The 25,402-nt window shown below is 55.9% G+C and carries 23 protein-coding genes; 15 read left to right on the top strand and 8 right to left on the bottom strand.

The window, feature by feature from the left end:
• Positions 1 to 104: 104 nt before the first annotated feature.
• The 3 genes from rpsB (at position 105) to LAO76_20245 (ending at position 3,394) form a co-directional block, all read left to right on the top strand.
• Positions 105 to 1,010, top strand: coding sequence for a 30S ribosomal protein S2 (rpsB, locus tag LAO76_20255; protein ID MBZ5493258.1), 906 nt, complete (start codon positions 105 to 107; stop codon positions 1,008 to 1,010).
• Positions 1,011 to 1,215: 205 nt separating this feature from the next.
• Entirely contained in the window at positions 1,216 to 1,878 is a 663-nt protein-coding gene (gene tsf, locus LAO76_20250; GenBank protein ID MBZ5493257.1) for a translation elongation factor Ts, read from the top strand.
• A 271-nt stretch (positions 1,879 to 2,149) separates the two neighbouring features.
• A complete protein-coding gene (locus tag LAO76_20245; protein MBZ5493256.1) occupies positions 2,150 to 3,394 on the top strand; it encodes an ABC transporter permease in 1,245 nt (414 codons plus the stop codon).
• A gap of 304 nt (positions 3,395 to 3,698) precedes the next feature.
• On the opposite strand, the gene LAO76_20240 is transcribed toward LAO76_20245, so the two are convergent.
• The 5 genes from LAO76_20240 to LAO76_20220 form a co-directional block, all read right to left on the bottom strand.
• Entirely contained in the window at positions 3,699 to 6,521 is a 2,823-nt protein-coding gene (locus LAO76_20240; GenBank protein ID MBZ5493255.1) for an insulinase family protein, read from the bottom strand.
• Positions 6,522 to 6,931: 410 nt separating this feature from the next.
• Positions 6,932 to 8,272: an aspartate aminotransferase family protein gene (locus LAO76_20235; GenBank protein ID MBZ5493254.1), complete on the bottom strand. Its 1,341-nt coding sequence runs from the start codon at positions 8,270 to 8,272 to the stop codon at positions 6,932 to 6,934.
• A gap of 34 nt (positions 8,273 to 8,306) precedes the next feature.
• Positions 8,307 to 8,594, bottom strand: coding sequence for an antibiotic biosynthesis monooxygenase (locus tag LAO76_20230; protein ID MBZ5493253.1), 288 nt, complete (start codon positions 8,592 to 8,594; stop codon positions 8,307 to 8,309).
• Positions 8,591 to 9,229, bottom strand: a complete 639-nt coding sequence (locus LAO76_20225) for a VOC family protein (protein ID MBZ5493252.1) — start codon at positions 9,227 to 9,229, stop codon at positions 8,591 to 8,593. Before LAO76_20225 ends, LAO76_20230 begins: the two co-directional genes overlap by 4 nt.
• A 188-nt stretch (positions 9,230 to 9,417) precedes the next feature.
• Positions 9,418 to 10,770, bottom strand: coding sequence for an adenylosuccinate synthase (locus LAO76_20220; protein ID MBZ5493251.1), 1,353 nt, complete (start codon positions 10,768 to 10,770; stop codon positions 9,418 to 9,420).
• Positions 10,771 to 11,062: 292 nt separating this feature from the next.
• Here LAO76_20220 and LAO76_20215 point away from each other — a divergent pair, with 292 nt between their 5' ends.
• Positions 11,063 to 11,551 (top strand): DUF2846 domain-containing protein, encoded by a 489-nt coding sequence (locus LAO76_20215; GenBank protein ID MBZ5493250.1) that lies wholly within the window; start codon positions 11,063 to 11,065, stop codon positions 11,549 to 11,551.
• 69 nt (positions 11,552 to 11,620) lie between these two features.
• Here the strand turns inward: LAO76_20215 and LAO76_20210 are convergent, their stop codons facing one another.
• Positions 11,621 to 12,028: a VOC family protein gene (locus tag LAO76_20210; GenBank protein ID MBZ5493249.1), complete on the bottom strand. Its 408-nt coding sequence runs from the start codon at positions 12,026 to 12,028 to the stop codon at positions 11,621 to 11,623.
• A gap of 180 nt (positions 12,029 to 12,208) precedes the next feature.
• Between LAO76_20210 and LAO76_20205 the strand changes: the two genes are divergently transcribed.
• A complete protein-coding gene (locus LAO76_20205; GenBank protein ID MBZ5493248.1) occupies positions 12,209 to 13,384 on the top strand; it encodes a lactonase family protein in 1,176 nt (391 codons plus the stop codon).
• 111 nt (positions 13,385 to 13,495) lie between these two features.
• Here LAO76_20205 and LAO76_20200 read toward each other — a convergent pair whose 3' ends face one another.
• Positions 13,496 to 13,765 (bottom strand): DUF2277 domain-containing protein, encoded by a 270-nt coding sequence (locus LAO76_20200; GenBank protein MBZ5493247.1) that lies wholly within the window; start codon positions 13,763 to 13,765, stop codon positions 13,496 to 13,498.
• A gap of 120 nt (positions 13,766 to 13,885) precedes the next feature.
• The gene (locus tag LAO76_20195; protein MBZ5493246.1) at positions 13,886 to 14,398 is read right to left on the bottom strand and encodes a hypothetical protein; all 513 of its coding nucleotides are present in this window, start codon (positions 14,396 to 14,398) and stop codon (positions 13,886 to 13,888) included.
• A 127-nt stretch (positions 14,399 to 14,525) separates the two neighbouring features.
• Here LAO76_20195 and LAO76_20190 point away from each other — a divergent pair, with 127 nt between their 5' ends.
• The 10 genes from LAO76_20190 (at position 14,526) to LAO76_20145 (ending at position 25,389) form a co-directional block, all read left to right on the top strand.
• Complete coding sequence (locus LAO76_20190; protein ID MBZ5493245.1) at positions 14,526 to 15,527, top strand: histone deacetylase; 1,002 nt, start codon at positions 14,526 to 14,528, stop codon at positions 15,525 to 15,527.
• Positions 15,528 to 15,553: 26 nt separating this feature from the next.
• Complete coding sequence (locus LAO76_20185; protein ID MBZ5493244.1) at positions 15,554 to 16,501, top strand: DUF2268 domain-containing protein; 948 nt, start codon at positions 15,554 to 15,556, stop codon at positions 16,499 to 16,501.
• Positions 16,502 to 17,254, top strand: coding sequence for an MBL fold metallo-hydrolase (locus LAO76_20180; protein MBZ5493243.1), 753 nt, complete (start codon positions 16,502 to 16,504; stop codon positions 17,252 to 17,254).
• 317 nt (positions 17,255 to 17,571) lie between these two features.
• Positions 17,572 to 17,796 (top strand): hypothetical protein, encoded by a 225-nt coding sequence (locus LAO76_20175; GenBank protein MBZ5493242.1) that lies wholly within the window; start codon positions 17,572 to 17,574, stop codon positions 17,794 to 17,796.
• A 484-nt stretch (positions 17,797 to 18,280) separates the two neighbouring features.
• Positions 18,281 to 19,726: an FAD-binding protein gene (locus LAO76_20170; protein MBZ5493241.1), complete on the top strand. Its 1,446-nt coding sequence runs from the start codon at positions 18,281 to 18,283 to the stop codon at positions 19,724 to 19,726.
• Entirely contained in the window at positions 19,723 to 21,090 is a 1,368-nt protein-coding gene (locus tag LAO76_20165; GenBank protein MBZ5493240.1) for an FAD-binding oxidoreductase, read from the top strand. Before LAO76_20170 ends, LAO76_20165 begins: the two co-directional genes overlap by 4 nt.
• Entirely contained in the window at positions 21,083 to 22,414 is a 1,332-nt protein-coding gene (locus LAO76_20160) for a 4Fe-4S dicluster domain-containing protein (GenBank protein ID MBZ5493239.1), read from the top strand. Before LAO76_20165 ends, LAO76_20160 begins: the two co-directional genes overlap by 8 nt.
• Before the next feature lie 139 nt (positions 22,415 to 22,553).
• The gene (locus tag LAO76_20155) at positions 22,554 to 23,003 is read left to right on the top strand and encodes a VOC family protein (GenBank protein MBZ5493238.1); all 450 of its coding nucleotides are present in this window, start codon (positions 22,554 to 22,556) and stop codon (positions 23,001 to 23,003) included.
• 297 nt (positions 23,004 to 23,300) lie between these two features.
• Positions 23,301 to 23,504, top strand: coding sequence for a hypothetical protein (locus tag LAO76_20150; protein ID MBZ5493237.1), 204 nt, complete (start codon positions 23,301 to 23,303; stop codon positions 23,502 to 23,504).
• A 181-nt stretch (positions 23,505 to 23,685) separates the two neighbouring features.
• The gene (locus LAO76_20145; protein ID MBZ5493236.1) at positions 23,686 to 25,389 is read left to right on the top strand and encodes a hypothetical protein; all 1,704 of its coding nucleotides are present in this window, start codon (positions 23,686 to 23,688) and stop codon (positions 25,387 to 25,389) included.
• Positions 25,390 to 25,402 lie beyond the last annotated feature (13 nt).

The following is a 25,402-nucleotide window of genomic DNA, read 5'->3' as shown; positions in this document are numbered from 1 at the left end:
CCGGGATCAAAAATCTTCCCTCCCGCACCAACGGGAGCGGAGCAGGGAATAAATCCCGAGCGGGCAAGCGAGCCGCAGAGGATGCAATTCAATAAGGAGGTATTTTGGCTAACATCACCATGAAAGAGCTGCTTGAGGCGGGTGTCCACTTTGGCCACCAGACCAAGCGCTGGAACCCCAAGATGAAGGAATACATCTTTGGGGAACGCAACGGGATTTACATCATCGACCTGCAGAAGACGCTCAAGATGTTCAAGGACGCGAGCAAGTTTGTGCAGGACGCCGCCGCGGACGGCCGGACTGTGCTGTTCGTCGGCACCAAACGGCAAGCCCAGGACGCAATCGCAGAAGAAGCCGGACGATGCGGAATGTTCTATGTGAACAACCGCTGGCTGGGCGGATTGCTGACCAACTGGGTCACCGTACAGAAATCAGTAAAACGGCTGAAAGAGCTCGATGAGATGGCCACGGATGGTCGCTACGAGCTGCTGCCGAAAAAAGAAGTCATTAAGCTGGAACGCGAACGCAAGCACCTGCAGGCCAACCTGGCCGGCATCAAGAGCATGACGCGCCTGCCTGACGTGGTCTTTGTGATCGACTCCAATAAGGAAGCCATTGCGGTGAAGGAAGCCCGCAAGCTGGGTATTCCAGTGGTTGCCGTGGTTGATACGAATTGCGATCCCACGGAAGTTGACTGGGTCATCCCGGGCAACGACGACGCGCTGAGAGCGATCCGCTTGTTTGCGTCGAAGGTCGCCGACTCCATTGCTGAAGGCGTACAGGCCGCTACGGACAAGCAGGGCGCGGAAATTGCCGATGCTGCCGCTGCCGGTGAAGCGCGCGCTGCCGCTGCCAATCAGGGCCAGTCTGCTCCCACTTCTGCCGATCTGGCGGAAGAAGAGCAGCTGAACATGGAAGAGGTCCTGGGCGGCAAGGTGCGGAAAGCACCGGAGTCTGAGACGGCAACGCCGGTCGATGTTCCGGAAGCGGACGTGGCCAAGACCGTTTAGGACCTTCCTTGTCGCTTCGCTCCAAACCGCTAGAGAGTGTTCTTAGCCGAAGAATCTTCTGGCACCTGTAGCAGGCGGCTCGGCGCGCAAGTCGGACTCGCCGCAAACGTCAGCTTGAGACAGCAAGATTTATGGCCCGCGTCAGGCGAAGAGCCACGCGGGTCAAAATGTTATAGATCGAAAAGTTTTTATAGAAGGAAACAAAATGAGTACAGAAACGACCACCAACATCACAGCGGCACAGGTAAAAGAACTGCGCGAGCGCAGCGGCGCACCCATGATGGACTGCAAGAACGCGCTGTCTGAAGCCAAGGGCGATATTGAAGGCGCGCTGGTATGGCTGCGCAAAAAGGGCATTGCCACGGCGGCCAAGAAAGCGGCCCGCATGACGAGCGAAGGATCCGTGGCCAGCTACATCCATGCCGGAGGCAAGATTGGCGTGCTGGTGGAGATCAATTGCGAGAGCGATTTTGTGGCGCGCACGGACGATTTCAAAGACCTGATCAAAGACATTGCGATGCACATTGCGGCGGCGGACCCCAAGTTTGTCCGCAAAGAAGATGTCACGCCTGATGCCTATGAGAAGGAAAAAGAAATCTATCGCGCACAGGCTGCCGCAACCGGCAAGCCGGCCAACGTGGTGGAGAAGATCGTGGAAGGCAAGATGTCAAAGTTCTACGAAGAGGTCTGTTTGCTCGATCAGCCTTTCGTGAAAGAACCCGGCATCACCATCCATCAGTTGATCGCCAGCAAGATTGGCAAGCTGGGTGAGAACATCTCTGTCCGGCGCTTTGCTCGCTTTAAGGTCGGCGATGTGGGAGAGACGATCGCCATCACTAAGCCGCAGCAGGACCAGAAAGCGGAATAAGAGCTTCTAGCTGCTGGCTTTTAGCTTTTTAACTTTTAACCATGGCGATCGCTGAAAGGTGATCGCCTTTTGCTTTTTTGTTATTGAATGGCGACGGGCAGATCAAAAAAGATTTTGGCCGCGAATTCACGCGAAAGAATACCAATTAATGTTAGAAAGATTTGTTTGCCCTTGGAGTTCCTGGTTGCGATAGGGATCCCTCGCTGCGCTCGGGAAATAAAACAGACTTCAGTAACCAGCGTCTAACGAACAGGAGACGTACAATAACAACATGACCGGACGTCCGCTGGTGGAAACCGCACGCAACACGATGCTCTTTAGTGAGATCGTTACGCTTGCCGTGGATTCTTTCCGCACCAGCAAGTGGCGCTTCGCGCTGACGGCTCTGGGCATGGTGATCGGCACGGCTTCGCTGATTGTCGTCGTGACGATTGGCCTTACCGGCAAGCAATACGTCATGAACCAGATTCAGGGAATTGGCGCGAACATGGTTTACGCATATTACGAAGGCGGCAGCAATTCTTCCATCAGCACCGGTACCAGAGACGATTTGACCATGGAAGACCTGAGGGCAGTGCAGCAGGAGGTGCCGGGAATCCAGGCGGCTTCGCCGATGGTTGAAATCCATGATCGCGTGAGCGTAGGCGCCGGGAGGGAACGCGACATACAGGTGCTGGGCGTTTCTACCCAATACTCCACGGTGCGGAATCTTGAGATCCTGGCGGGACGTTTCTTTGATGAAGAAGATTCGATGTCGCGAGCGCATGTGGCGGCCGTGACGCAGCAGTTTGCGCAGCGGGTCTACCAGAGCCAGAGCGCGGCCGTGGGAAAAGACATCAAGATCAACGGCCTTCCTTTCGTGATCATTGGCACCTTCCGTGAGCGAGTTGAGACCTTTGGTCAATCGGAAATCTCCGGCGACACCGTGCTCATTCCTTATAACGTGGCGCGATATTTCACTGGCAATGACGCGGTGAAACAGGTCTTCTTTTCCGTCTCTGACGCAGGCGAGGTCACGCACGCCACAGAAATGATCAAGCAAGTGCTGCAGTCGCGGCACCGGCCGCAGTCAGTTTATCGCGTGGAAAACCTCACGCAGTTGCTTGCGGTGGCTTCCAGGGCAGCCAATGGACTTACGCTGATGCTGCTGGCAATTTCTTTGCTGGTGCTGATTGTGAGCGGCGTGGGAATCATGAATATCATGCTGGCCAACGTCCGGACACGCATTCGCGAAATCGGCATACGCAAGGCGATTGGCGCAACGAGCCGTGAAATCCGCCTGCAATTTTTGACCGAAGCGGTCCTGATCTCACTGACCGGCGGCGTCGTAGGCACGATCCTCGGGCTGGCACTTCCTTTCTCTGTGCGCTTTCTTACTGAATATCGAATTCCGATTTCCGGACTCTCCGCCATCATCGCTATTATTGTTGCGGTACTGGTGGGGGTCATCTTTGGAACGCTGCCGGCTACGCGAGCAGCACAGTTGGATCCGGTGGAAGCTCTGCATTACGAATGAGCTTTTGCAACCCCATCAAGGCGAGGGGACGCTGCCATCGCGAAATTGCCAGATTCGATAAAAAAATATAGCCGGGAATTTCGCGCATAATACGGATCATTTGAAGCAGTAGGTTCGCGTGTTATTTCTCTTATTGGTAGATAAAGATGAATATCTTCTAATGGCAGGAAGAGCACAAGGGTAAGTATGCGAGTGCCACTCACATTTCACAGCGAGCGAATTGATGGACATTGACTTCATCGGATCGCGCGAGGCAGAAAAAGCCCGCCTTTCGGCGGGCTTTAGTAACCAAACTATAATCCATCTACTGCACCGGGTTTCCATCCGCATCTATCTTGTGGATCTCGCCTAGGTTCAGCTCGCGGATGCCAGCTTCCACCTTGCTCATATCGCCAACGACCACCCAAATCAAGTGATCGGGCAGGATGAATTTCTTGGCGATCTCATTTGCGGACTCCGGCGTCAGCGACATCGCCTTTTGGGTAAACGTATTGAAGTAGTCCTCCGGCAAGCCGTATTGCAGGATCTGACTATAAGCTCCGGCAAGTTGCTGCACGGTTTCAAAACTACCGGGCAGGCCGAGCGTGGCATTGTCCTGCTCGTCTTTCAGTTCCTTTTCCACGATAGGCTTGCCGCCGGCGATGTCCTTGTATTCCTTGACCAGTTCTGCCAGGGATTCCTTAGTCTTGTCAGTTTCCACAGGCGAGATGCTCAGGTAAGGGCGCTGGCCGCGCGCCGCAGGGATCGCGCTGAAGACACCGTATGACCAGTGCTTGTCTTCACGCAGGTTCATGTTAATGCGCGAGCCGAAGCTGCCGCCGAAAACGTCATTCACCAGTTGCAGTGCGACCGCGTCAGGATCGTTGCGCGGCGGGGCCAGTTGCGCGCCAAAGATGATGCTTTGCTTGGAATCAGGACGGTCGATCAGGTAAACGACATTCTTTTCCGGCTCCGGCACTTTTGTGACGTTCTTCTTTGGCACGTCGCCCGGCTTCCATCCGGCAAAAAGTTTCTCCAACTTGGGTTTGATGGCGTCCAGAGTGGTATCCCCCACAATCAGCAGCGTAGCGTTGTTGGGCTTGAACCATGTGTCATGCCACTTGGCCAGGTCTTCACGCGTGAGCTTGCTTACGCTGGCTTCAGTTCCGCTACCGGTAAAAGGCAATGAATAAGGATGCCCTTTGCCATAAAGAAGCTGCGGCACCACGCGCAGGGCCATCGTCTGCGGCTGAACTTTTTCACGCCGGATAATGGCAATGCGGTCCTGTTGCAGCCGCGCAAACTCCTTCTGTGGAAACGCCGGATGCAGAATGAGGTCGGCATAGATATCAAGCGCTTTATCCATGGTGAGCGCCAGCGTGTTCAGGTTGACGAAGGCCCAGTCAAGGTTCGCTCCGGCGCCAAAGTTTGCGCTGAGCGATTCCAGTTCTTCACCTATCTTGAGTGAGTCGCGCGTGGGCGTGCCTTCTTCCAGCATGCGCTGTGAGAAGCTGGCTGTGCCGGGAGCGCTGGATGGATCGGCGGCATATCCGCTATCCACCAGCAGTGAGAAGTTTACGACTGGCGCTGTGTGCCGCTCTGCCAGCACAATCTTCAGCCCATTGGAAAGCGTTGCTTTCTGCATGGGCGGCAGCTTGAGTGACATAGGTTCACCCGTGGCCGGCGGCTTGGAGCGATCTAGTTTGGCGTCAGTTTTCAGGTTAGAAGGATAGGGCTGCACTTCAAGAACATAGTCGCCGTCGCTAAGCCAGTCGTTAGCCGCTTTTTTTACTGTGGCAGGGGTGGCGGCTTGTATCCACTTGAGATAGTCCTTGTAGCAGTCAGGATTGCCGGTAAAGGTCTGGCAGCGGGCCAGAAGATCACTCTTTCCGCCAAAGCCACCAATGCGCTCCACAATGCGCGCATAGTTGCCAAAGATCTGTGTCTTGGCCAATTGTAGTTCAGCTTCTGTAGGACCATTCTTCAGGAAGTTTTTCAGTTCTTCATCAGCGGCTTTCTCAGAGTTGCGGAAGTTTGCCTGGGCTTTTTGCAGGTCCTGATCGGGCTTGGCCGTGATGGTGAAATCAAACTGGCCGCCGATCTCGTTTGTGTCGTCAGAAGCGGTGGCGCTGGTGGCAGTCTGGTCTTTATAGACAAGGCGCTTGTAAAGCCGGGAAGTTTTTCCGCGGCCCAGCACCTGCGCCGCCAGATCAAGCTGCGCTTCTTCCGGGGAGCCATATTGCGGAACATTCCATATGCGGTAAAGCCGCGCTTGCGGGACGCGGTCCTGCACCCAGCCACGATGCGTGCCGGTACGCTTGGCAACCCACGTTTCCTGCTTGGCAATCGGAGGGCCGGGAGGAATCTCACCGTAATATTTTTCAACTTTCTGGCGCGCAACTTCAGGAGTGATATCGCCGGCGATCACCAGCGTAGTGTTGTTGGGCCCATAATAAGTCTTGAACCACTCCTGCACGTCAGTCATGGCGGCGTCGTCAAGGTCCTTCATTTCGCCAATAACAGTCCATGAATAAGGATGGCCCGCCGGATAGGTATTCTTAGTAACCAACTCTTCAACTACACCATAGGGTTGGTTTTCACCCTGGCGCTTTTCGTTCTGCACCACGCCGCGCTGCAGGTCGAGCTTCTTCTGGTCGAGCACCGGCAGCAGGTGGCCCATGCGGTCGCTTTCGGCAAAAAGCGCATAGTCCAGCATGGAAGTAGGCACGTTCTCAAAATAATTGGTGCGATCGTTATTGGTAGTGCCATTCAGGTTGGTGGCGCCGATGCGTTCCAGCGCATTGAGAAAAGTAGTATTAAAGTTCTCACTTCCGCTGAACATCAGGTGTTCAAACAAGTGAGCAAAGCCGGTCTTGCCCGGCTTCTCATTCTTGGATCCCACGTGATACCAGGTGTTCACGGCCACGATCGGCGCTTTATGGTCCTCATGCACCAGGACCGTCAGTCCGTTCTTCAAAACAAACTTTGTGTACTTAATGTCAGGTATGGGGATTTGCGGGGATTTTGCCGCGGAGTGCGCGGCTGCCTTTGGCGCAGGATCCGCCGCTGGCTTGGTCGGAGCGCTCTGGCTGAAAGAACTGGTGCCGATCAGGACAACTACCAGGTACAGGCCGGCGATTGTATGCATGAACTTGCTTCTCAAGGTGCCTCCATGTTGAATAACCATGTTGAATAACAGAGATAAGTTGGACCTGCGGCGGCAATCATGCCGGCGCGATTGGTTTCAAAAATCCCACAAAAGGTCTGGCTCCCCGCTGACGCAGCTCTCTCCAAAAACATGTGTGAGAGAAAAAAGCGTAGCAAAGATTGTCGGGCTTCAAGGGGTGCTGCGCATAATCATACCAGCGCAGGCGGCATATTTTATGCCTCTTTGCAGATGTTTTTGGCCTTTATCTGGCTTTCGCAGTTATAACCATCTAACGTTGCCGTGGCGCGCGAGTCTAAAGTCAATGTAGGAGTGTTTCTGTCGGCTTAGCGTGGCGGCTCTGTCACTACAAAGGCTTTTGGATATCAGAGTCGTTAGCGCGACGATTCGTGTTACGAGCCAGGAAAAACTTTTTCCATCGCGACTGCAATGCCCCGCGCCGTGATGTTGCATTCTTCTGCCGTGATAATAAACGGCGGAGCGAGCAGGATGTGATCGCCGTGCACTCCGTCCACCCAGCCTTGCGTTGGATAGGTGAGCACACCCTGGTCTATGGCAGCCTGAAAAATTTTGCCGGCAATGTTCTCTTCGCGCGGGAACTGCGCGCGGGCGTTCTTATCTTTTACGAACTCGATACCTGCCAGCAAACCGAGGCCGCGAACATCGCCCACGTGACGGTGTTGTTTGAGGGGCTCAAGCGCGGCAAAAAGTTCGCGACTCGCTGCCGGCACTCGCGTAAATAGCTTCTGCTCTTGCAGGATATCGAGCACCGCATTGCCTGCCGCCATCGAGACCGGATGGTTCTGGTAGGTGAAGCCATGCTGAAAAGCGCCGGAGCCGCTTTCGATGGCTTCCACCACGCGCGGCGCGACAATCACTCCACCCAGTGGAGCATAGCCACTGGCCGCGCCCTTGCCGAACGTAATCATGTCCGGCTCAACGCGCCAGTGATCCACCGCGAAGGGCTTGCCGGTTCGGCCTATGCCGGTCATTGCCTCATCGGCGATGAGAAGCACATCGTGCTGACCACAGATTTCGGCAATCCGCTGAACATAGCCATCGGGCGGAACGGCTGCGCCCAGTGTCGCGCCGACTACGGGCTCGAAGATAAATGCCGCGATAGATTTTTCGCGATCCTCGCGCAGCAGGATTTCCAGTTCTTCGGCGCAGGCCAGCCTGCATTCAGGGAACCGCAATCCCAGGGGGCAATGCCGGCAAAAGCACGGATCAACGTGTCCCCACTCCAGGAGCAGCGGCTGGTAGGGCTCACGCCGGGCCATGTTGCCGCTCATGGCCATGGCGCCGAGCGTGCTGCCGTGATAACTCTGCCGCCGGCTGACCACGCGAAAGCGTTGCGGCTGGCCTCGCTCCAGAAAATGCTGGCGTGCCAGCTTGATGGCGGTCTCATTGGCCTCAGACCCACCCGAACAGAAATAGATGCGGCCTCCGCGGCGCATAGCTTCAGGAGCTAGTGCAAGCAGACGCGCAGCAAGTCTTTCGGCTGTTGCGGTATGAAACTGGGAGCTGTGCGCAAAAGCAAGCTGTGAAGCCTGTTCGGCCATCGCCCTTGCGACAGAAGCCAGGCCATGCCCGATGTTTACGACCGCAGCCTGACCCACTGCGTCCAGATATCTTCTGCCGTCAGCGGCGGTAATCCAGCAGCCTTCTCCACGCACAGCAATGGGGTATTGCTTTTTGAAATTACGCGGAAAGAGCGCTGCATCATTCGGCACGGCGTGAGGATTTTAGCAGAGCGGCGGACGACCGTCAGTCAACAGGCTCAAACAGATCTCTGCTGCGGTGCTCCATGATCGTATCCAGCCCGTCGATGACATATTGCTTGAAGTATGGCGCATTGCGATGGGCTTCCAGCGCCGCAGCATCCTTATATTGCTCATAGAAAAGGAACTTGCGCGGGTCTTCTGTGGACTGGTGTCCGATGTACAGCAGGCAACCAGGCTCCTTGCGCGAATGTTCCTGCAGGATTTGGATGTACTCACGGCACTTCGCTTCTGTGCCGGGCTTCAGCAGCATGTCAACTTTTAGAACGATCATTTTGAATCACCTTCCACAAACCGGTAGCTGGCATGGCAGTCATAATCAATGCCATGTTCTTTCTTTAATTCCTGAATGTAGTGGAGCGTGGTTTGCGCGTGCGGCCCAACACCATCATTTGTATGCAGCAGCATCTCTTCCAGGCAACTGGTCACGCTCATGCGTTTGTGCTTTGCCAGGTCCTGGAGCAGGGCGGCAAGGCGTTTCTCCAGTCGCACCGGCACGTCCACCCGCTCAATCTTGATCGGCGGCCCAGCGTTGAAGATATGGTGCCCGAACGAGAGATGGTATCCATTCAGATCGCGCACGCCGTAGTCTCTGATTCCATAATCCCTGTCGGTAATCTCCGCTGTGACTTCAACGCCCTTAGCGCGATGGAATGCGTAGAGCTGGTCCGCGTCGCCGACGAGAAAGGTCACGGAACATCCCTTGGGACTGGGCGTTCCCTTCTGCAAGAACATCTGCACCTTGCCAAGGTTCACGCCCGCGAAAGTCGGCGGATCACCACCCCATGTGAACGTCAGTTTGAAGCCTAACTTTTTTGTGTAAAAGTCTATGGCGGCGGGGATGTCGCTGACTGCCAGTACCGCATGGACTTGATCGCATTCCACAAAGGGAGGGGCCGAGGCCGTCATGGCGTTCTCCTCTTAAACTATTTTAAATTTGGGTCTGTTTTGTACAAAAAAGCAAGTCCCACCACGGATGAACACGGATGACACGGATTTATTAATTCAAATGGTTTTATCGAACTTTTTTTGATCCGTGTAAATCAGTGTCATCTGTGGTGAGGTTTGGGGTTTTTGTGCAAAGCCATTTGGGTCCATTATTTCGCTTTTGCGCCTTTTACCGGAGCAGCTTTCTCAGCCGGGCCAATGATCGCGGCTTCGAATTCCGGCAGAAGCATGGTCTGATCGCGCTCAGGACCGGTGGAAACCATCCCGATCTTAGCTCCGCTCTCGCGCTCAATGAATCGCAGGTATTCCTGCGCTTTCTTCGGCAGATCGTCAAAGCTGGCCGCGCCTTCAGTAGATTTCTTCCAGCCCGGCATTTTTTCATAGATGGGTTGCACCTGCTCAAAGCCGGTGGCCAGCGCAGGGATGGAATCCATTTTCTTGCCCTTGACCTTGTAGCCCACGCAGACGGGGACTTCATCGAGCACGTCCAGCACGTCCAGCTTTGTCACCACCCACCAGTTCACGCCGTTGATCATTTGCGCATAGCGGAGAAGCGGCAGGTCAATCCAGCCGCAACGGCGGGGGCGTCCGGTGACCGCGCCGTATTCATTGCCACGCGCGCGAAGCTGATCGGCAACCGGTCCTTCAACCTCACTAGGGAAGGGACCGCCGCCCACGCGGGTGCAGTACGCCTTGGTCACGCCGATCACATTTTGAATCGCGTTTGGAGGTACGCCGGTGCCGGTGGCCGCGCCGCCCGCGGTGCAGCTTGATGACGTAACAAAAGGATACGTTCCGTGGTCGATATCAAGCATGGTAGCTTGCGCGCCCTCAAACATCACCGACCCGCCTTCCGCCAGCGCCTGGTTCAGCAGCACAGCAGTATCGGCCACGAAGGGCGCAATCTGTTTGGCGGCTTCTGCGTATTCGGCGTACATGCTGTCGGCGTCGAGCGGGTCGGAATTGAAGAGCGCGTGCGCGATCATGTTTTTCTCGCGGCAGGCGTTTTCAATCGTTGACTTGAGCAGCGTGGAGTCCAGCAGGTCGGCCACACGCAGCCCGCGGCGTCCCATCTTGTCTTCATACGCCGGACCGATTCCGCGCGATGTGGTGCCAATCTTCACGCGTCCCGGGGCATTCTCCGCTCCCATCTCAATCATGCGGTGGTAGGGCAGGATCACGTGGGCGCGGTTAGAAACGAATAGGTTGCCATCCACTTGCACGCCAGCTTCGCGCAGCATCTTTACTTCCTTCAGGAAGGCCAGCGGGTCAAGCACTACGCCGTTGCCGATGACCGAGCGGCAGCCTTTGCGCAGCACGCCACAGGGAACAAGCTGCAGCACAAATTTTTTGCCCTTGATAATGACGGTGTGCCCGGCGTTATGCCCTCCGGCATAACGGGCCACCACGGAGAAATTGTGCGACAGTACGTCGACAATTTTGCCTTTGCCTTCGTCGCCCCACTGGGCGCCTACGATCACTGCTGTCCTGCCGCGCTTCACTGGAAATGCACACTCCTCGCCCGTAACAATTTTTCACAGACTAAAAAAATGATCCTGGGAAATCTAGACGGGAAAGTTTCTGTTACTTATAGATTTTAACAGAGAAGCCTCGTATTCGCAGATGTGGAATCATGGCCTCTTTCATCGTCGCGTTGACTAATCTTTGCCGTACTTTGTAAAACTTTGGTTCTTTCAGAGTGCCTGCTCTTCTATCATCTTCCATATCAGCCTGACTATAAAGGCTCAGGGGACCTGTTCGCAGTTGAATTGAAAACGTCGGATCGGAGGAGTTATGAGAATCGCTCTCATCATGATGTTTTTGGCCGTATCCGCATTTGTCCAGGACGAGCCTCCTGTCCCGGCAGCTTGCGGCCGTAAAGATACAAACTTCAAAGTTAAGCTGGATGAGTCCAGACACGCGATCGCGCAAGCCGAACCCGGAAAAGCGCGGGTTTACTTCATTCAGGATGTTGGCCGGATAAGCTGCCTGGGAGGTTGCTTTAAAACAAAAATTGGGGTGAACGGAACCTGGGTTGGCGCCAATCAGCGCAACTCCTATTTCTCAATCTCCGTGGAACCGGGCGAGCACCATATGTGCGCGAACACAGGATCAGTAATAGCGCTTGCGCATTTCACTGCTGAAGCAGGAAAGGTCTATTACTTCCGCGTCCGGGCTTTTAATACGGACCAATGGATCTTCGATTTTGACCCCATCGATAGTGATCAGGCCGAGTATCTAATTGCTTCTTATCCGTTGAGCGTTTCGCGCCCAAATCCGTAAGCAGTAAAAGCCATTGCGCGCTGCGAAACACGGAATCGCGCCCTAATTGGACGCGATTCCAAAGAAGCATTATTGTGCCTTCGCACAATTCAACATCCACTTGGTCCCGAATTGGTCCGTGAACATGGCAAAACGTTTGGCCCAGGGAGTTTCCTGCGGCGGCTGTATGGTTTTGCCTTTTTCGCTGAGCGCAGCAAACAATTTATCTGCCTCCTGTACAGATTCACACTGTATGCAAACAAAATAGTTATCGCCGGCGTTGAACGCCATTCCCGGCATATTGTCTGAGGCCAGCAAAACCGCGGCGCCCTTGCTGATTCTGGCGTGGGCAATCCGGTCTTTGGCATCCGGTGGCACATTGCCGCCCATATCGCCGAACGTTATCAGTTGCAGTTCAGAGCCAAGGCATTTCTGGTAAAACGTCATTGCCTCGCGACAGTTTCCATTAAAGATGAGATATGCGCTGATTTCCTTCATGGTCCACTCCATTTTTAGTTTTAATGACTGACGAAATGAATTATGTTGTTGGCAACACTAACTCCGCAGCGGGATAAGGGCACACGGTCGATTTTCGCGCAGCTACAGTCCTCCACACAACAGCAAGCCGCGTTGCTTGAATTTGCTTCGCGTATACTTGCAGGTGGGAGACTGAAAGCCATGCTCTCATCGCAACACCGTTCCCGCACCTTCCAGCCTGCTCAACGGTTGATCTTTCCCTATCTGCTTGCGATTGTCCTGCTGTTGAATGGATGCGGCATGGGCAGCAAAAATCCGCCGCCAATGGCCACAGCCGGCTTTGCCTTTGTAACCAATTCAGGTTCCGGCTCTGTTTCTGCATTGGCCATGGATAGTTCCGGCGCTCTTTCACTCATTGCCGGTTCTCCGTTTCCGGCGGGCGCCGGCGCAGAGTTCCTCACATTTGATTCAGTGCATAAGTTTCTCTTTGTGAGCAACCAGAATGCGAACACAGTCTCAGCATTTTCAGTAAGTACCGGCACTGGCCAGCTTACCGCTGTGCCCGGCTCTCCGTTTGCCACCGGCGCACGACCCATTGGGATTGCCGTTGATCCAGCGGGAAAATTTGTTTTTGTAGCGAACCAGGCGGCGGACAGCATTTCCGCTTTCAGCATCGGTGCAAACGGCTCGCTGGCTCCTGTTGCAGGATCACCGTTCACCGTCGGCAATCCCTATGGACTGGCTGTGAATGTAGCGGGGACGGTATTGTTCGCCAACAATTTCCCTGATTCTTCAATCTCTGATCTCAACACTGTCTCCGCGTTCCAGATTGGAGCCAACGGCGCTTTAACCTCCGTTGCCGGCTCTCCATTTCCGACCTCAAGCACCGCAGGCTTTGCGTCTGCAATCGGACTCGCCGCCGATCCCGCGGGAAAATTCCTGTTTGTTGGCGATCACATGGCCCAATCCATTGTCCCATTCAACATCACTGCCACAGGGGCTTTGACGCCGGTTTCCGCGCTGCCCGCTGCCGCGCCCGCTTGCTCTGTTTCCTGCCACAATAATCCGTTGCGGCTGGCGGTCCATCCCAATGATCAGTTCGTTTACGCGACGAACGTGCAGGCCGGAACCGTGTCCGCGTTCAAAATAACAAATGGCGCGCTCTCTTCGATTGCAGATGTTCCGGCCGGCCAGCATCCATTTGGCGTGGCGCTTGATCCCGCAGGGCAGTTTTTGTTTGCGGTCAACAAAGCTGATAACACCGTGTCTGCCTACGCCGTGAATTCTTCAACCGGCATGCTTTCTCCACTGAGCGGCTCGCCCTTTTCTGGAAACTTGAATGCGCCCACGGACATTGTGGTAATAGCTAAAAAATAAACGGCAGGAACAGTTTTGCATCTGCTGGGTTTGCATTTGTTCATGCGCGCGAGCGCCTGTGGCAGGGCGAATTGTTACGCGTCCCAGCAGCAAAAGTGACAGTTCTGGGATTTACGTGCCGAATCTTTCGGCCGCACGCGCGCGTGCTTTAGCGGCCTCTTCTTCCCGGTTCTTGGGCGGCGCGGTGGTTTCCAAAGAGCGCAGCAGCCGGTTTGAGATAGCGGCGATTTCATCAATCGCTGTTTGAAACGCCGCCTCATTGGCCTTGGACGGCTTGTTAAAGCCGGTGATCTTTCTTACGAACTGAAGCGAAGCTGCCTGCACTTCTTCCTTAGTCACTGGCGGATCAAAGTTAAAAAGCGTTTTGATGTTTCTGCACATCTCTCAATCCTTAGGGATTTGGCTTGCGGCCGTTGGCCGGGCACGAACATGATTGTCCTAATGTTCGCGCACTTTAATTTAGATTCGATGGAGCCGCCTACCGGCTCACGATTTCATGCCCTAGGCCGCGCGGGCTACGCTCGCCGCCGTGCCAAGACGAAACTTCTTAACCGCCAGAGTTCCCGCCACAATGAAGAGCACCAGCAGAATGCCCTGGGCAATCGCAAACGGAGGCTCATTTCCATTTGGCGCGAGCGCGTGGAGTGACGGGATCTTCAGGAAGCTCTGCGCGATCAGCACGAAGCAATTAAAGTACAGAGCGATCACAGCGGTGATCACGTAGAGCGCCCGCCATTTACCCGCCATGTGAAATGAATAACGCGCAGGGATCGTGATAGCAAGGACTATCAGGGACAGAATCCCAAGGATGATGCCGGGCGTCACGTGTTCAAACGGAAATCCGAAGCCGGTCAGGCTGGTCAGGGCAGTGGTCGCAAGAAAGAGCGCGGTCATGCCGTCAAGCCGCTTGGCGCCGAACATCCCGAACAAAACAATCAGGCCGGAGACGATGCCAATCAGGCTGATGACGACGTGGATCAACGTGTAGGTTGCCAGAGACATGCCGAAGACCATGGGAACCTCCCCTCGCAAAATTGCGATCTGAAATGGTACGACTCCGCGCAGCAAATTGCCACCAGAGACGGGCCGTGCGCATGCGGGCTTTGCATAGCGAAGGTGCGAAAGGATACCCTTATCGGCGATGCTTCCTTTCAAACTGATTTATACCGACGACTACTATCTGCCCATCGGCGCGCATGTTTTCCCGGCGGAAAAATACCGGATGATCCATAAGCGGCTGCTGGAGAGCGGCGTGGCCGAGCCGGGAGATTTCATCACGCCCAAGCCGGCGCATGATGAAGATATTCTGCTGGTGCATACGCGAGAATACGTGCACAAGCTGAAGACCGGCACGCTCTCAGCCCAGGAAGAGTTGCAGATGGAGGTGCCGTACTCGCCGGAGCTGGTGAAGGCGTTCTGGCTGGCCGCGGGCGGATCGATCCTGGCGGCGGACATGGCGCTGCGCGACGGCGTCGCGTGCAACATTGGCGGAGGATTTCATCACGCCATGCCGGACCACGGCGAGGGCTTCTGCGTGATCCACGATGTGGCTGTCGCCATCAAGCGCATGCACCAGGAAGGCAAGATCGATCGCGCGATGACCGTCGATTGCGACGTGCATAACGGCAATGGCACGGCGGTAATTTTTCCCCCCAAGATCAGGCCCGGCCATCCGCTGCCGAGCGCCAGCGCAAGCAGCCGCGACATTCATACAAAGCACGAAGACCACTTTGCTCATCCCGTGGGCGAGCTGGATGTGTTTACGATCTCGCTGCACCAGGCGCACAACTATCCGGTGGTGAAGCCGCCGTCGTCGATTGACATTAATTTGCCCGATGGGACGAACGATGACGAATATCTGGGCTGGCTCGATCAGTCGCTAAGCTCGGCGTTCCGGCATTTTTCGCCGGAGCTGCTCTGCTACATGGCCGGCGCAGATCCATATAAAGAAGATCAGCTTGGCGGGCTGGCAATGACCATCGACGGGTTGAAGAAGCGCGATGAGTTGGTGATGCGCGTGGCCAAAGAGCATAACGTCCCGGTGATGGTGACGTATGCCGGCGGATATGCGCGGCACGTGGAAGATACGGTGACGATCCACTGCAACACCGTACTGGCGGCGAAGGAGATTTTTACAACGTAGACCTGGGCTGGAGGGAGACACATCCTATGCGTTGGCTGTGCTTTGTAGTTCTGTCATGTGCGGTTGCGTGCGCCCAGACGCCCGCGGACACAAACCCTTTCCAAAATCACGATCCTGAGAAAACCCTGATCACGGACGACGATGTGACGCTTTTCTGGAAAGCCTATGACCATTGGAAAAATGATTTGAAAGGCGATCCAGCAAAGCTCCCCGAAGCGCTGCAGACGGGATACCTCGATAAAGGTTCACAAGGCGTGAAGGACTTTATGGCTGGGAGGATCGAAAACGCTAAGCACTTGAGCGCGGTCGTGCTGAAATACCAGCCCGCTTACGAAAGTGCGCGGCGCAACAATGCCAAGATCCAAGGCCTGCTGCCGGAGATCCGAGGGAACTTTGTCAAGCTGAAGCAGCTTTATCCGGATGCCATCTTTCCGCCGGTTTATTTCGTAATCGGGGCCCTGAGTACAGGAGGGACGCAGAGCAGGCATGGACTGATCATCGGGGCGGAGATGTTGTCCGGCGAAAATCCATATTCCATCGAACTCGATGGCGTGGGGTTGGTGATGCACGAACTCGCGCATTATCAGCAGAAGCATCCCGATAACGACCTGTTGGCCAAATGCATGCGCGAGGGCACAGCTGATTTTGTGGCCGAACTGGTGAGCGGCCACAACCTCGACGCGCGCATCAAGGTTTACGGAGATTCGCACGAGGAACAGCTCTGGATCAAGTTTCAGCGGGACATCAGCCGGAATGAGAATCTGGATGATTGGCTCTACAACGGCGGAAAAGAAGGCCTCAAGTTCCCGCCCGACCTGGGCTATTACGTGGGATATAAGATTTCCCAGGCGCTGTATGAGTCAGCTAAAGACAAGAGCACGGCCCTGAGAATGATTATTGAAATGCGCGATCCGCAGAAAATTTATGAGCTGAGCGGCTACGGCAAGCGCTTCAGCAATCAGGCGGTGAATTAGATGAAGTTGCAACTCGTCCGCCATGCCACGCTATTGCTGGATTATGCGGGGATGAAGGTCCTGGTTGATCCGATGCTGAGCGAAGCGGGAGCCATGGCGGCCATTCAGAATTCGCCGCAGCCGCGGCCGAATCCGCTGGTGCCGCTGCCGTTTCCCGTCGAACAAGTCCTTGATGGCGTGCAACTGGTGCTGGTAACGCATACGCATCGCGACCACTGGGACGATGCGGCGATCCAGCTTGTGCCCAAAGACCTGCCGCTGCTGTGCCAGCCGGAGGACATGCACAAGATGGAAGCAGTGCATTTTGTGAATGCCTCGCCGGTGCATGATATGAAGCACTGGAGCCACATCTGCATTACGCGCACGCCGGCGCAGCATGGATCGGGAGAGATTGCGCGTGCCATGGCGCCTTCCAGTGGATACGTGCTCACCAGCGCAGGCGAGCCTACGCTTTACATCACCGGCGACACCATCTGGTATGACCAGGTGGCAGAGACGATCAAACAATTCAGCCCCCAGGTGATTGTGGCGAATGCCGGCGCAGCGCAGTTTCTGCATGGCGATCCCATTACCATGACAGCCGGAGACGTTGTCCGCGTCTGCCGGGCAGCGCCGCGTGCGCAGGTGATCGCAGTCCACATGGAAGCCATCAATCACTGCTTGCTCACGCGGGAAGAACTGGCCAAGAAGGCGGAGAGCGCGGGCGTGCGGGTGATCATCCCTGATGATGGTGAAGAGATGCAGTGCGGGTAAAACATTTCGCCGCAGATCTGCGCAAATGCACGCAGATAAAAAACAAAGTTAGCCGCGATCACGCGAATCAACGCGAATGGATTGCAGTAAAGATGCGGAGCAGGTCCGCTGCAGACCCGCTGATAAGAACTCCTTGAGGCTGTCTTTTCTCTCGAAACAATACCCTCATGCAACTGACGCAGGGGGTTAAGGCTACTGGAGCCTCGTCTGTAACTTTTTGTGAAGTAGAGAATCTTACGTAAAGCAGAGGGAGAAAAAATCCAGAGCTGCACAACTCTTTTGGGCCTTAAGGGTTCCTACCTAGGAGAGCAAAAGCCATGAAATGCGAAATCTGCAAAACCATCGAGAAACTTGGACTTGATCCGGCAACGCATGATTCATGGATGTGCGCGGATTCCAAATCTCCCAGGCTGGCGCTGAACAAGACGCAGACAGCGGCCCATCACTTCTTTCACGCACTGAGCGCGCTTTTTCAGGCGAAGTGGCACCATGCCGGCCACAGGCTATGGCAGCGGGCACAGTACGTGACGCTGGGACTCTAAATTAAAGATCTCGACTTTCGTATTTATTTTGCTATAATCGAAAGTGCTCTAGCGGTATATCCGCGAACTCCAGTGACAAGACGCAACGGTAACCGCCGTTGCGTTTTGTCATTTTGGGGTGCGACCCTCTGCCGATTCTTGGGTGGAATTGAGTGTACATAGGGGGAGGGTGGGCGTGCGTAGCGCGCCTAATCGACGGAATCGCACGTAATCGCCGACATCGCCGGGATCGGAAAAGAAAGGACTTACCGCGGATGAGCGCGGATTTTCACGGATCGGAAAGAAGACTTACCACTGATAACACTGATTCAAGAATGGAGAATTCGCTTCTGTTTGGTTCGCCTTCGTACTATTTACGCGAAGGTCCCGAAGACGGGCAGCGCTTGCCCGTGGCAAGGCCAAGAAGCTCGAGAAGGTTTACAATTTGAGCAATCAGGCAAAGGCGAGAACCAGCAGCACAGAACCAGCAGAGGCCAACGAATCTATGGACTCCTCGATCATCCGCCAACTCAGGAAAATTGCAGGCAAAGATGCGGTATTGGACCGCCCGGAAGAGCTGATGCTCTATGAGTATGACGCGGGCGTGGACAAGCACCGGCCCGGCGCGGTGGTGTTTGCCCAAACCACGCAGCAGGTGTCGCAGGTGATGAAGCTGGCGAGCGACAAGAAGATTCCCGTGGTTCCGCGAGGCGCGGGCACGGGACTAAGCGGCGGCGCCATCGCGCGGCGCGAGGCGATTGTGCTTTCACTGGCGCGGATGAACAAGATCCTGGAAATTGACGTTCCGAACCAGCGCGCCGTGGTCCAGCCGGGCGTGGTGAACCTGGAACTGAGCAACGCGACCACAAAATTCGGCTATTACTATGCGCCTGATCCTTCCAGCCAGAAAGCATGCACCATCGGCGGCAACGTGGCGGAAAATTCCGGCGGCCCGCATACCTTGGCGCTGGGCGTGACGGTGAATCACGTCACGGGACTCGAAGTGGTGCTCCCGGACGGAAAAGTGATTGAGCTGGGTGGCAAAGCACAGGACTCTACGGGGCTCGACCTCACAGGATTTTTTGTGGGCTCGGAAGGCACCATGGGCGTGGTTACCCGAATCACCGTGAAGCTGACCAAGCTGCCGGAGCACGTGACGACGCTGCTGGCGATTTATAACACTGTGGAAGACGCCGCTAATACGGTTGTCGCGATCACGCAAAGCGGAGTAACACCGGCGGCGCTGGAAATGCTGGATGGCTGGATGGTGCGTTGCGTTGAAGCCAACGTCCACGCCGGATATCCGGAGGACGCAGCGGCGGTGTTGCTGATTGAGCTTGAGGGCATGCGCGAAACAGTGAACGAGCAAGCCGAGGCGGTAAGCGCTGTTTGCATGCAGCAGAAGGCCCGCGAAGTGCGCCACGCCAAAGACGAGAAACAGCGCCAGCTCTTATGGCTGGGACGCAAAACCGCGTTTGGCGCCGTGGGTCGCGTTTCACCTTCTTATTACACGCAGGATGGCGTGATTCCCCGCACCAAGGTCCCGTACACGCTGGCCGAGATCGAACGCATCAGCAAACATTACGGGCTGGTTATCGGAAACGTGTTTCATGCGGGCGACGGCAACCTTCATCCGCTGATCCTGTTTGATAGCCGCGATCCCAGGCAGACGGAAAACAGCCGCAAGGCCGCTAAGGAAATCATGGCGTGCTGCCTGAAGTTTGGCGGATCGATTACTGGCGAGCACGGCGTGGGTCTGGAAAAAATGAGTTTGATGACGGCGATGTTTACCGAGGACGATCTTGAGGTCATGGTGCGGCTGCGCAATGCCTTCAATCCGGAGTCGATCCTGAACCCGCAGAAGATGATCCCTGATCTGCACTTCTGCCGCGAAATTACCGGGCCGCTGCCCAAAGCCAAATTTGAGCCCGTGGCAGGATTGCCGGTATGAGCACCGTAACATCACCAGCTTCGGTTGATCGTGAACTGGCCGCGATTGTGGGCAACGCCAACGTCAAGCGCACAGACTTTGAGATTAACGGCATTGTTCCTTCCGTTGTGGTCTCTCCCGGCTCAGCCGATGAGGTTGGCGCGATTCTGCATTTGGCGAATAACCGCGATTTGATCGTGGCCCCTGCGGGCGGACTCACCAAGCAGCAGATTGGCTGCGTGCCGGAGCGAATCGACATTCTGCTGAGCACCACGCGCCTGAACAAGGTTGAAGAATATGATCCGGGCGACCTGACGATTGCAGTGCAGGCCGGCATGCCGTTTGCGGAAATGCAGCGGCAGTTGGGTGAACATCAGCAGTGGGTCCCGTGCGATGCGTCCAGTTTGGAGCACGCGACGATTGGCGGGCTGCTCGCTACGGGCGCGGCAGGGCCGCTCAAATCCACGTTCGGCCACATGCGCGACTTCTGCATTGGAGTCCAGTTCGTGACGGCCGATGGCAAAGTGGTAAAAGGCGGCGGACGCGTGGTGAAGAACGTCGCGGGTTATGATCTGATGAAGCTGCTTACCGGCAGCTACGGATCGCTGGCGGTAATCACGCGGGCCAACTTCAAAGTCTTTCCCCGGCCGCGGCAGACGCGGACGTTTGCCTGCTCATTCCATTCACTCGATGAAGCGCTGCAATTCCGCACGCGGCTCTTTCAGTCTCCGCTGACGCCCATGTGCATGGAAATTATTTCTCCGGGAGCTTCAGAGTATCTGCGCAACCAGGGAACGGTGCGCGATCCAGACCATTACTCGCCGGAGCAGCCCGTTTCACTGCCAGCCGTGGAGTGGCAGATTGTGCTGCGCGCAACGGGAAGCGACAACATCCTGGGCCGCTATGCCCGCGAACTTGGTTCGGCTGTCACTCGCACGCTGGAAGGCGCGGCTGAAGAAGAGTTCTGGGGATGGATTTCCCACTTTGAGGAAAGCGTGCTGGCACGGCACAGAAACGCCATGGTGCTGTACACGCATCTGGCCATCCAGAATGTTGGCCCGGCATTGCAGGCGCTGCAACGCGTGGCTCCGGATTACAACCTTATTCCTGCCGCCGTGGGCCGCGCCGCCACTGGTAACCTGGTGCTGGCGCTCATGCCGCTCTCGGTCGATCCGCCATCGGCCATGCAGTATGCCAACTGCGTTTCCGCGTTGCGCGGGATGCTGCCGCCTGGCTCGTCGGCTGAAGTGGCGCACTGCCCCAAAGAAGCCAAGCCTCACTTTGACGTTTGGGGCACGACGCCGACGGACGTGAAGATGATGCGCGCGGTGAAGCGGGCCATTGATCCGAAAAACATTTTGAACAGGGGAAGATTCATTGTCTGAGACCACCGCGTTCAAGCCGCATGTGCACGATCCTCATTTGCAGCCGCCTGCAAACCTTGCAAAGGATGCTCCGAGCTGGGAGCTGCTTTCCACGTGCGTCCATTGCGGGCTGTGCCTGAACCATTGTCCCACGTACAAAGTTCTGGGCATGGAGATGGATTCGCCGCGCGGCCGCATCTACCAGACATTGCAGGTGAATGAAGGCAAGATGCCGCTGGGGGATACGTTTGTCCAGCACATTGACCGCTGCCTGGGCTGCGTGGCCTGCGAGATCGCGTGCCCCTCCGGCGTGAAATATGGGCGCATTGTGGAGCGGGCGCGGGCGCAGATTGAACAGGGCTATAAGCGTCCGTTTATTCAGCGCGTGCTCCGGAGCTTTTTTTATAACAAGGTGATTCCGAATTTCCGTACCTTAAGTCTCGTGGCCAAGCTCATGCGTTTCTATCAAAGGTCAGGTTTGCAGACGCTGGTGCGGAAGTCTGGCCTGCTGAAGCTGCTGGGCGTAGCTGACCTGGACAAACTTTCTCCACAGATCGACAAGGAGTTTTTCTTCGGCGAGATTGGCAAGGTCTTTCCGGCAGTCGGCGCGAAGCGCGGCAAAGTGGCTTTCGTGGCAGGATGCATCAACAACGTCGCGTTCTCACACCTCAACCATGCCACGGTAAACGTGCTCACGCAGAACGGAATTGAAGTCCACATTCCCGATGGGCAGGGCTGCTGCGGCGCGTTGCATGCTCACGCCGGACTGCGGGAAGAAGCGCGCGAGCTGGCGCGGCATAACATCAATATCTTTCTGGGCGCCGACTATGACGCGATTGTGACCAACGCAGCTGGTTGTGGATCGAATATGAAGGAATATGACGACCTGCTGGAAAACGATCCGGCATACCTGGGCCGCGCGAAAGAATTCAAGGCCAAGATGAAAGACGTGACGGAATATCTGGCGGGAATCGGTTTGGTTGCGCCGAAAAGAAAAATCGGGCAGAAGGTGGCTTATCAGGATCCGTGCCATCTGGCCAATGCGCAGCGCATCCGCACGCAGCCACGCGAACTGCTGGCAGCCATTGGATGCGAACTGGTGGAATTGCCGCACTCTGACCAGTGCTGCGGCAGCGCCGGAGTGTATAACGTGGCGCAGAATGAGCTCTCGATGAAAATCCTGGAGAAGAAGATGGAAGACGTGACCTCCGTTTCTTCTGACATGCTGGCTACGGCGAACGTGGGGTGCATGATCCAGTTACGCGCCGGAGTGCAGCAGCGTGGGCTGCATACGCCGGTGAAGCATGTGATGGAACTGCTGGATGAGGCGTACTCGAGCAATTAGCAGCTAGCAGCTAGCAATTGGCAATCAGCCAAGGCGAGATGTGCAAGCAGCCTGAGGTAGAGGCTAAGAGCCAAAGCCAAAAGCCAAGAGCCAATTTGGAAGCAGCAAATGAAGATCGTGCCGGGTTCAGGAAGACTTGATGGCAACTCAAACCAGAACCGAAGTCAACGTCGAACAGGCCGTACCGTTCTTTCGTGTCAGCAGCATGGAAGCGTCGCTGCGTTTTTATGTCGACGGACTCGGCTTTGAGATGACCAAAAAATGGACTCCGGATGGCGACGGCAAAATACGCTGGTGCTGGCTGGAACTTGGTAATGCCGCGATCATGCTGCAGGAGTTCCGTAAAGAAGGTCCAAATGCCTGGACGGCGGAAAGCAAGGTTGGCGTGGGCGTTTCCATCTGCTTCCAATGCAAAGACGCGCCGGCTCTTTACAAAGATTTCAAGTCCCGCGGGATTGAAGCGAAAAGGCCGTTCGTCGGGAACGCGATGTGGGTAACGTCCGTGGAAGATCCCGACGGCTACAAACTCGACTTCGAAAGCTTTACTGACGTCCCAGAGGAAACGGTGTTTTCAGAACCCCGAGAGTAGTCAATCGAGCTGAAATTGCACCGCACAATGATTAGTGCATGAGCTGAAAAAGCATGGCTGAAATCGCGCAGTTTAAGGTGTTCCAGCTTTTTACGCAGCGCTGAATTCTGTTCAGAAAAACCGGCAACTTGTGTGATTACCCTCACAGAAATGGGCGGTCTTTAGGCGCAAACTGTTGCTCGATCCTGCCAAGTAACGTTATGCAGGTAACGTTACTTAGCTAGTGGATAGTAGGCAGGGTTCTAAGGTCTTTGAGTGATTCGCGGTTGCGTTCACTCCTAGAACAATGGTGAAGCTATGAACAGAGTCGTAAACAAATTCGTGCAAGCCCATGACCGGTATTTGGAACTCGACCGCATTCGTACGGAATGCACCAGCCCCGCGCAGCGCGAATCAGTGCATATTGCGCTGATGACGGCGTACCTGGAAGTTCAGCACCACGCAAAGCAGATTGCCGGGCTGCAGTTTGCCGACGGCATGGACTTTGCTGAAGTGAACTAAAGGCCCGTTCCCCGGATGGGTTGTTAAGTTTGCTGAAGTGACTGAAAAGGTCGCCCCCCAGACACCCCTCGCCTCGCAATTTGCGTCTAATTATCCACGCCACTGCTGTACTATGTACACGTGCGGCTGGATTCCTGAAAGATTCCGGCCTCTGTAAAATCTCCTGGGAGGTGGCTCCCCCATGCCACTGGCTCGCATACTTACGCGCAATCCGGAACGGACAGCGGACCTTTCCAGCCAACTCAAGCAACAGGGTTATAGCGTTGAAGTGGCGCGTCCGGACCAAATCAATCTGACCCCGGCTGATCTGGAAATAGAGTTTGAGGTCTGCGAAAGGGCAGACGTGCTGGACCGCGCCGCTGACCTGGCGACCGAGCTTGGGGCTGACGTGGCCGTGGCTCCCGGCGTTTTGCAGATGACGCCAAAGCCTGCAGCAGAGCCGATTATGTATGGATCGACCGCGCCACAGCCGATTGAATCCGAGATGAGAGCGCCCGAGCCTGCGATATTCCAGAAAGTCATGGCTGAACCGGTGGCTGAAAAAGTGATGCATCTGGAGTCGCAGCCTGCGGCTGAGCGCGATCCAGAGCGCGATTTTGAAGCTGCTTTTGCTCCCGTGATTGAAATGCCGGCAGCGCAGGTCAGCAATGAAGTGATTGATGTACCTGTAATGGAACAGGAACCAATGCCGCCCGTGGCGTTCCTGGAAGATTCGCCCGCCGTGGAACCTATGGCGGCTGCACCGATGGCCGAACGGCGCACGGAAGAGCATGCTGCTGCTCCCATCATCTTTCCTGAGCCGCCCCGGGCCGCCGATCCCATGCCTTACTTGGCACAACTAACACCTTTTAGCGGTCGGACAAACCGCACGGATGAAGAGAAACAGCAAGAGGCTGCGCCTGTAGTCCGTCGCCAGGATCATTCGCACATCCCTGAGCGCGGCAAAAAAGTTTTGCAGGATGGCGCACGAGTCGCAGCACAGACATGGGCAGGCGCGCTGGCTCTGGCTGCATCCACTAAGGCTTCTGTTCGCGATCATTTTGAGGAATACAGGAAGCGGGCGCAGGTGCGCTCCGCTGAAGCTCGGGCTGAACATGCCGCTCGCCTGCTGGATCTGGAACAGCGCCGCGCGGAAGCGCATCAACGTGCCGCGGAGCTGGAACTGGCACGCGAACAGGCAGCCGCAAGGCTAATGGAACTTGTCCGCCAGCGCGAGCCCGGATTGCCTCCGGAGCGAGCGCGTGAATCCATGCCTTTTGAGCCCCCCATGCCGGCGCCGAGCCAGTCTTCATCGAGCTATTATCAAAGACCGCCTGCTCAGGAACGTCGGCGCGAAGCGCCGGCTGTTGCGGCCTCGAAACCAGAGCCGGTAAGTCCAGCCCGTGCCGCCATCACGGCTACGCCGATGGAGCTATGGCGCAGTATCAATCCGCCGTTGCGCGCTGTGTTGACCGGGGCCGCCGCAGTAACCGCGCTGTTCATCATGGGAATTGTCCTGGGACTGTTTCATTCGTCGCGCCCGCCCTTGGCCAGCACTACAACTCGGCCCTCGAATGGCGTGACTGTGCAAACCGGAGGGCAAACTGCAGGCGTAACTGTCCAGACCGGAACGACTAAGCAGCAGACATCGCAGCCCATTGCGGCGTTGCCACAAGCCAAGCCGCAGCCGGGGCAAGGAGCGCGGCCCACGCAAACACAATCGGCGGGAACTGTTACAAAGCCTTCGCCGCGCGTGCGACAAGCGCACCTGGTGGCGGAGCAGTCTGAAAAGCAGATTGGCGATGACGTTGTCATACGCCACTATTCACGCCCGATGCCGACGCAGAAACCAAAACAGGCTGGCCAGCAGGCAGGATTGAAACATTTTTCTGATTTGGACAATTAGGTCAGAGATTTAA

The sequence above is a fragment of the Terriglobia bacterium genome (assembly GCA_020072645.1).
GTDB lineage: Bacteria > Acidobacteriota > Terriglobia > Terriglobales > Acidobacteriaceae > Angelobacter.
Note: the sequence above shows the minus strand (reverse complement) of the source record. Positions and strands in the feature narration are given on the sequence as shown.

Excerpts from the sequence above, each read along its gene's own strand:
- tsf (MBZ5493257.1), top strand. The coding sequence starts at position 1,216 with ATGAGTACAGAAACGACCACCAACATCACAGCGGCACAGGTAAAAGAA.
- LAO76_20245 (MBZ5493256.1), top strand. The coding sequence starts at position 2,150 with ATGACCGGACGTCCGCTGGTGGAAACCGCACGCAACACGATGCTCTTT.
- LAO76_20240 (MBZ5493255.1), bottom strand. The coding sequence starts at position 6,521 with ATGCATACAATCGCCGGCCTGTACCTGGTAGTTGTCCTGATCGGCACC.
- LAO76_20230 (MBZ5493253.1), bottom strand. The coding sequence starts at position 8,594 with ATGATCGTTCTAAAAGTTGACATGCTGCTGAAGCCCGGCACAGAAGCG.
- LAO76_20225 (MBZ5493252.1), bottom strand. The coding sequence starts at position 9,229 with ATGACGGCCTCGGCCCCTCCCTTTGTGGAATGCGATCAAGTCCATGCG.
- LAO76_20215 (MBZ5493250.1), top strand. The coding sequence starts at position 11,063 with ATGAGAATCGCTCTCATCATGATGTTTTTGGCCGTATCCGCATTTGTC.
- LAO76_20210 (MBZ5493249.1), bottom strand. The coding sequence starts at position 12,028 with ATGAAGGAAATCAGCGCATATCTCATCTTTAATGGAAACTGTCGCGAG.
- LAO76_20205 (MBZ5493248.1), top strand. The coding sequence starts at position 12,209 with ATGCTCTCATCGCAACACCGTTCCCGCACCTTCCAGCCTGCTCAACGG.
- LAO76_20200 (MBZ5493247.1), bottom strand. The coding sequence starts at position 13,765 with ATGTGCAGAAACATCAAAACGCTTTTTAACTTTGATCCGCCAGTGACT.
- LAO76_20195 (MBZ5493246.1), bottom strand. The coding sequence starts at position 14,398 with ATGGTCTTCGGCATGTCTCTGGCAACCTACACGTTGATCCACGTCGTC.
- LAO76_20190 (MBZ5493245.1), top strand. The coding sequence starts at position 14,526 with ATGCTTCCTTTCAAACTGATTTATACCGACGACTACTATCTGCCCATC.
- LAO76_20185 (MBZ5493244.1), top strand. The coding sequence starts at position 15,554 with ATGCGTTGGCTGTGCTTTGTAGTTCTGTCATGTGCGGTTGCGTGCGCC.
- LAO76_20180 (MBZ5493243.1), top strand. The coding sequence starts at position 16,502 with ATGAAGTTGCAACTCGTCCGCCATGCCACGCTATTGCTGGATTATGCG.
- LAO76_20175 (MBZ5493242.1), top strand. The coding sequence starts at position 17,572 with ATGAAATGCGAAATCTGCAAAACCATCGAGAAACTTGGACTTGATCCG.
- LAO76_20170 (MBZ5493241.1), top strand. The coding sequence starts at position 18,281 with ATGGACTCCTCGATCATCCGCCAACTCAGGAAAATTGCAGGCAAAGAT.
- LAO76_20165 (MBZ5493240.1), top strand. The coding sequence starts at position 19,723 with ATGAGCACCGTAACATCACCAGCTTCGGTTGATCGTGAACTGGCCGCG.
- LAO76_20155 (MBZ5493238.1), top strand. The coding sequence starts at position 22,554 with ATGGCAACTCAAACCAGAACCGAAGTCAACGTCGAACAGGCCGTACCG.
- LAO76_20150 (MBZ5493237.1), top strand. The coding sequence starts at position 23,301 with ATGAACAGAGTCGTAAACAAATTCGTGCAAGCCCATGACCGGTATTTG.
- LAO76_20145 (MBZ5493236.1), top strand. The coding sequence starts at position 23,686 with ATGCCACTGGCTCGCATACTTACGCGCAATCCGGAACGGACAGCGGAC.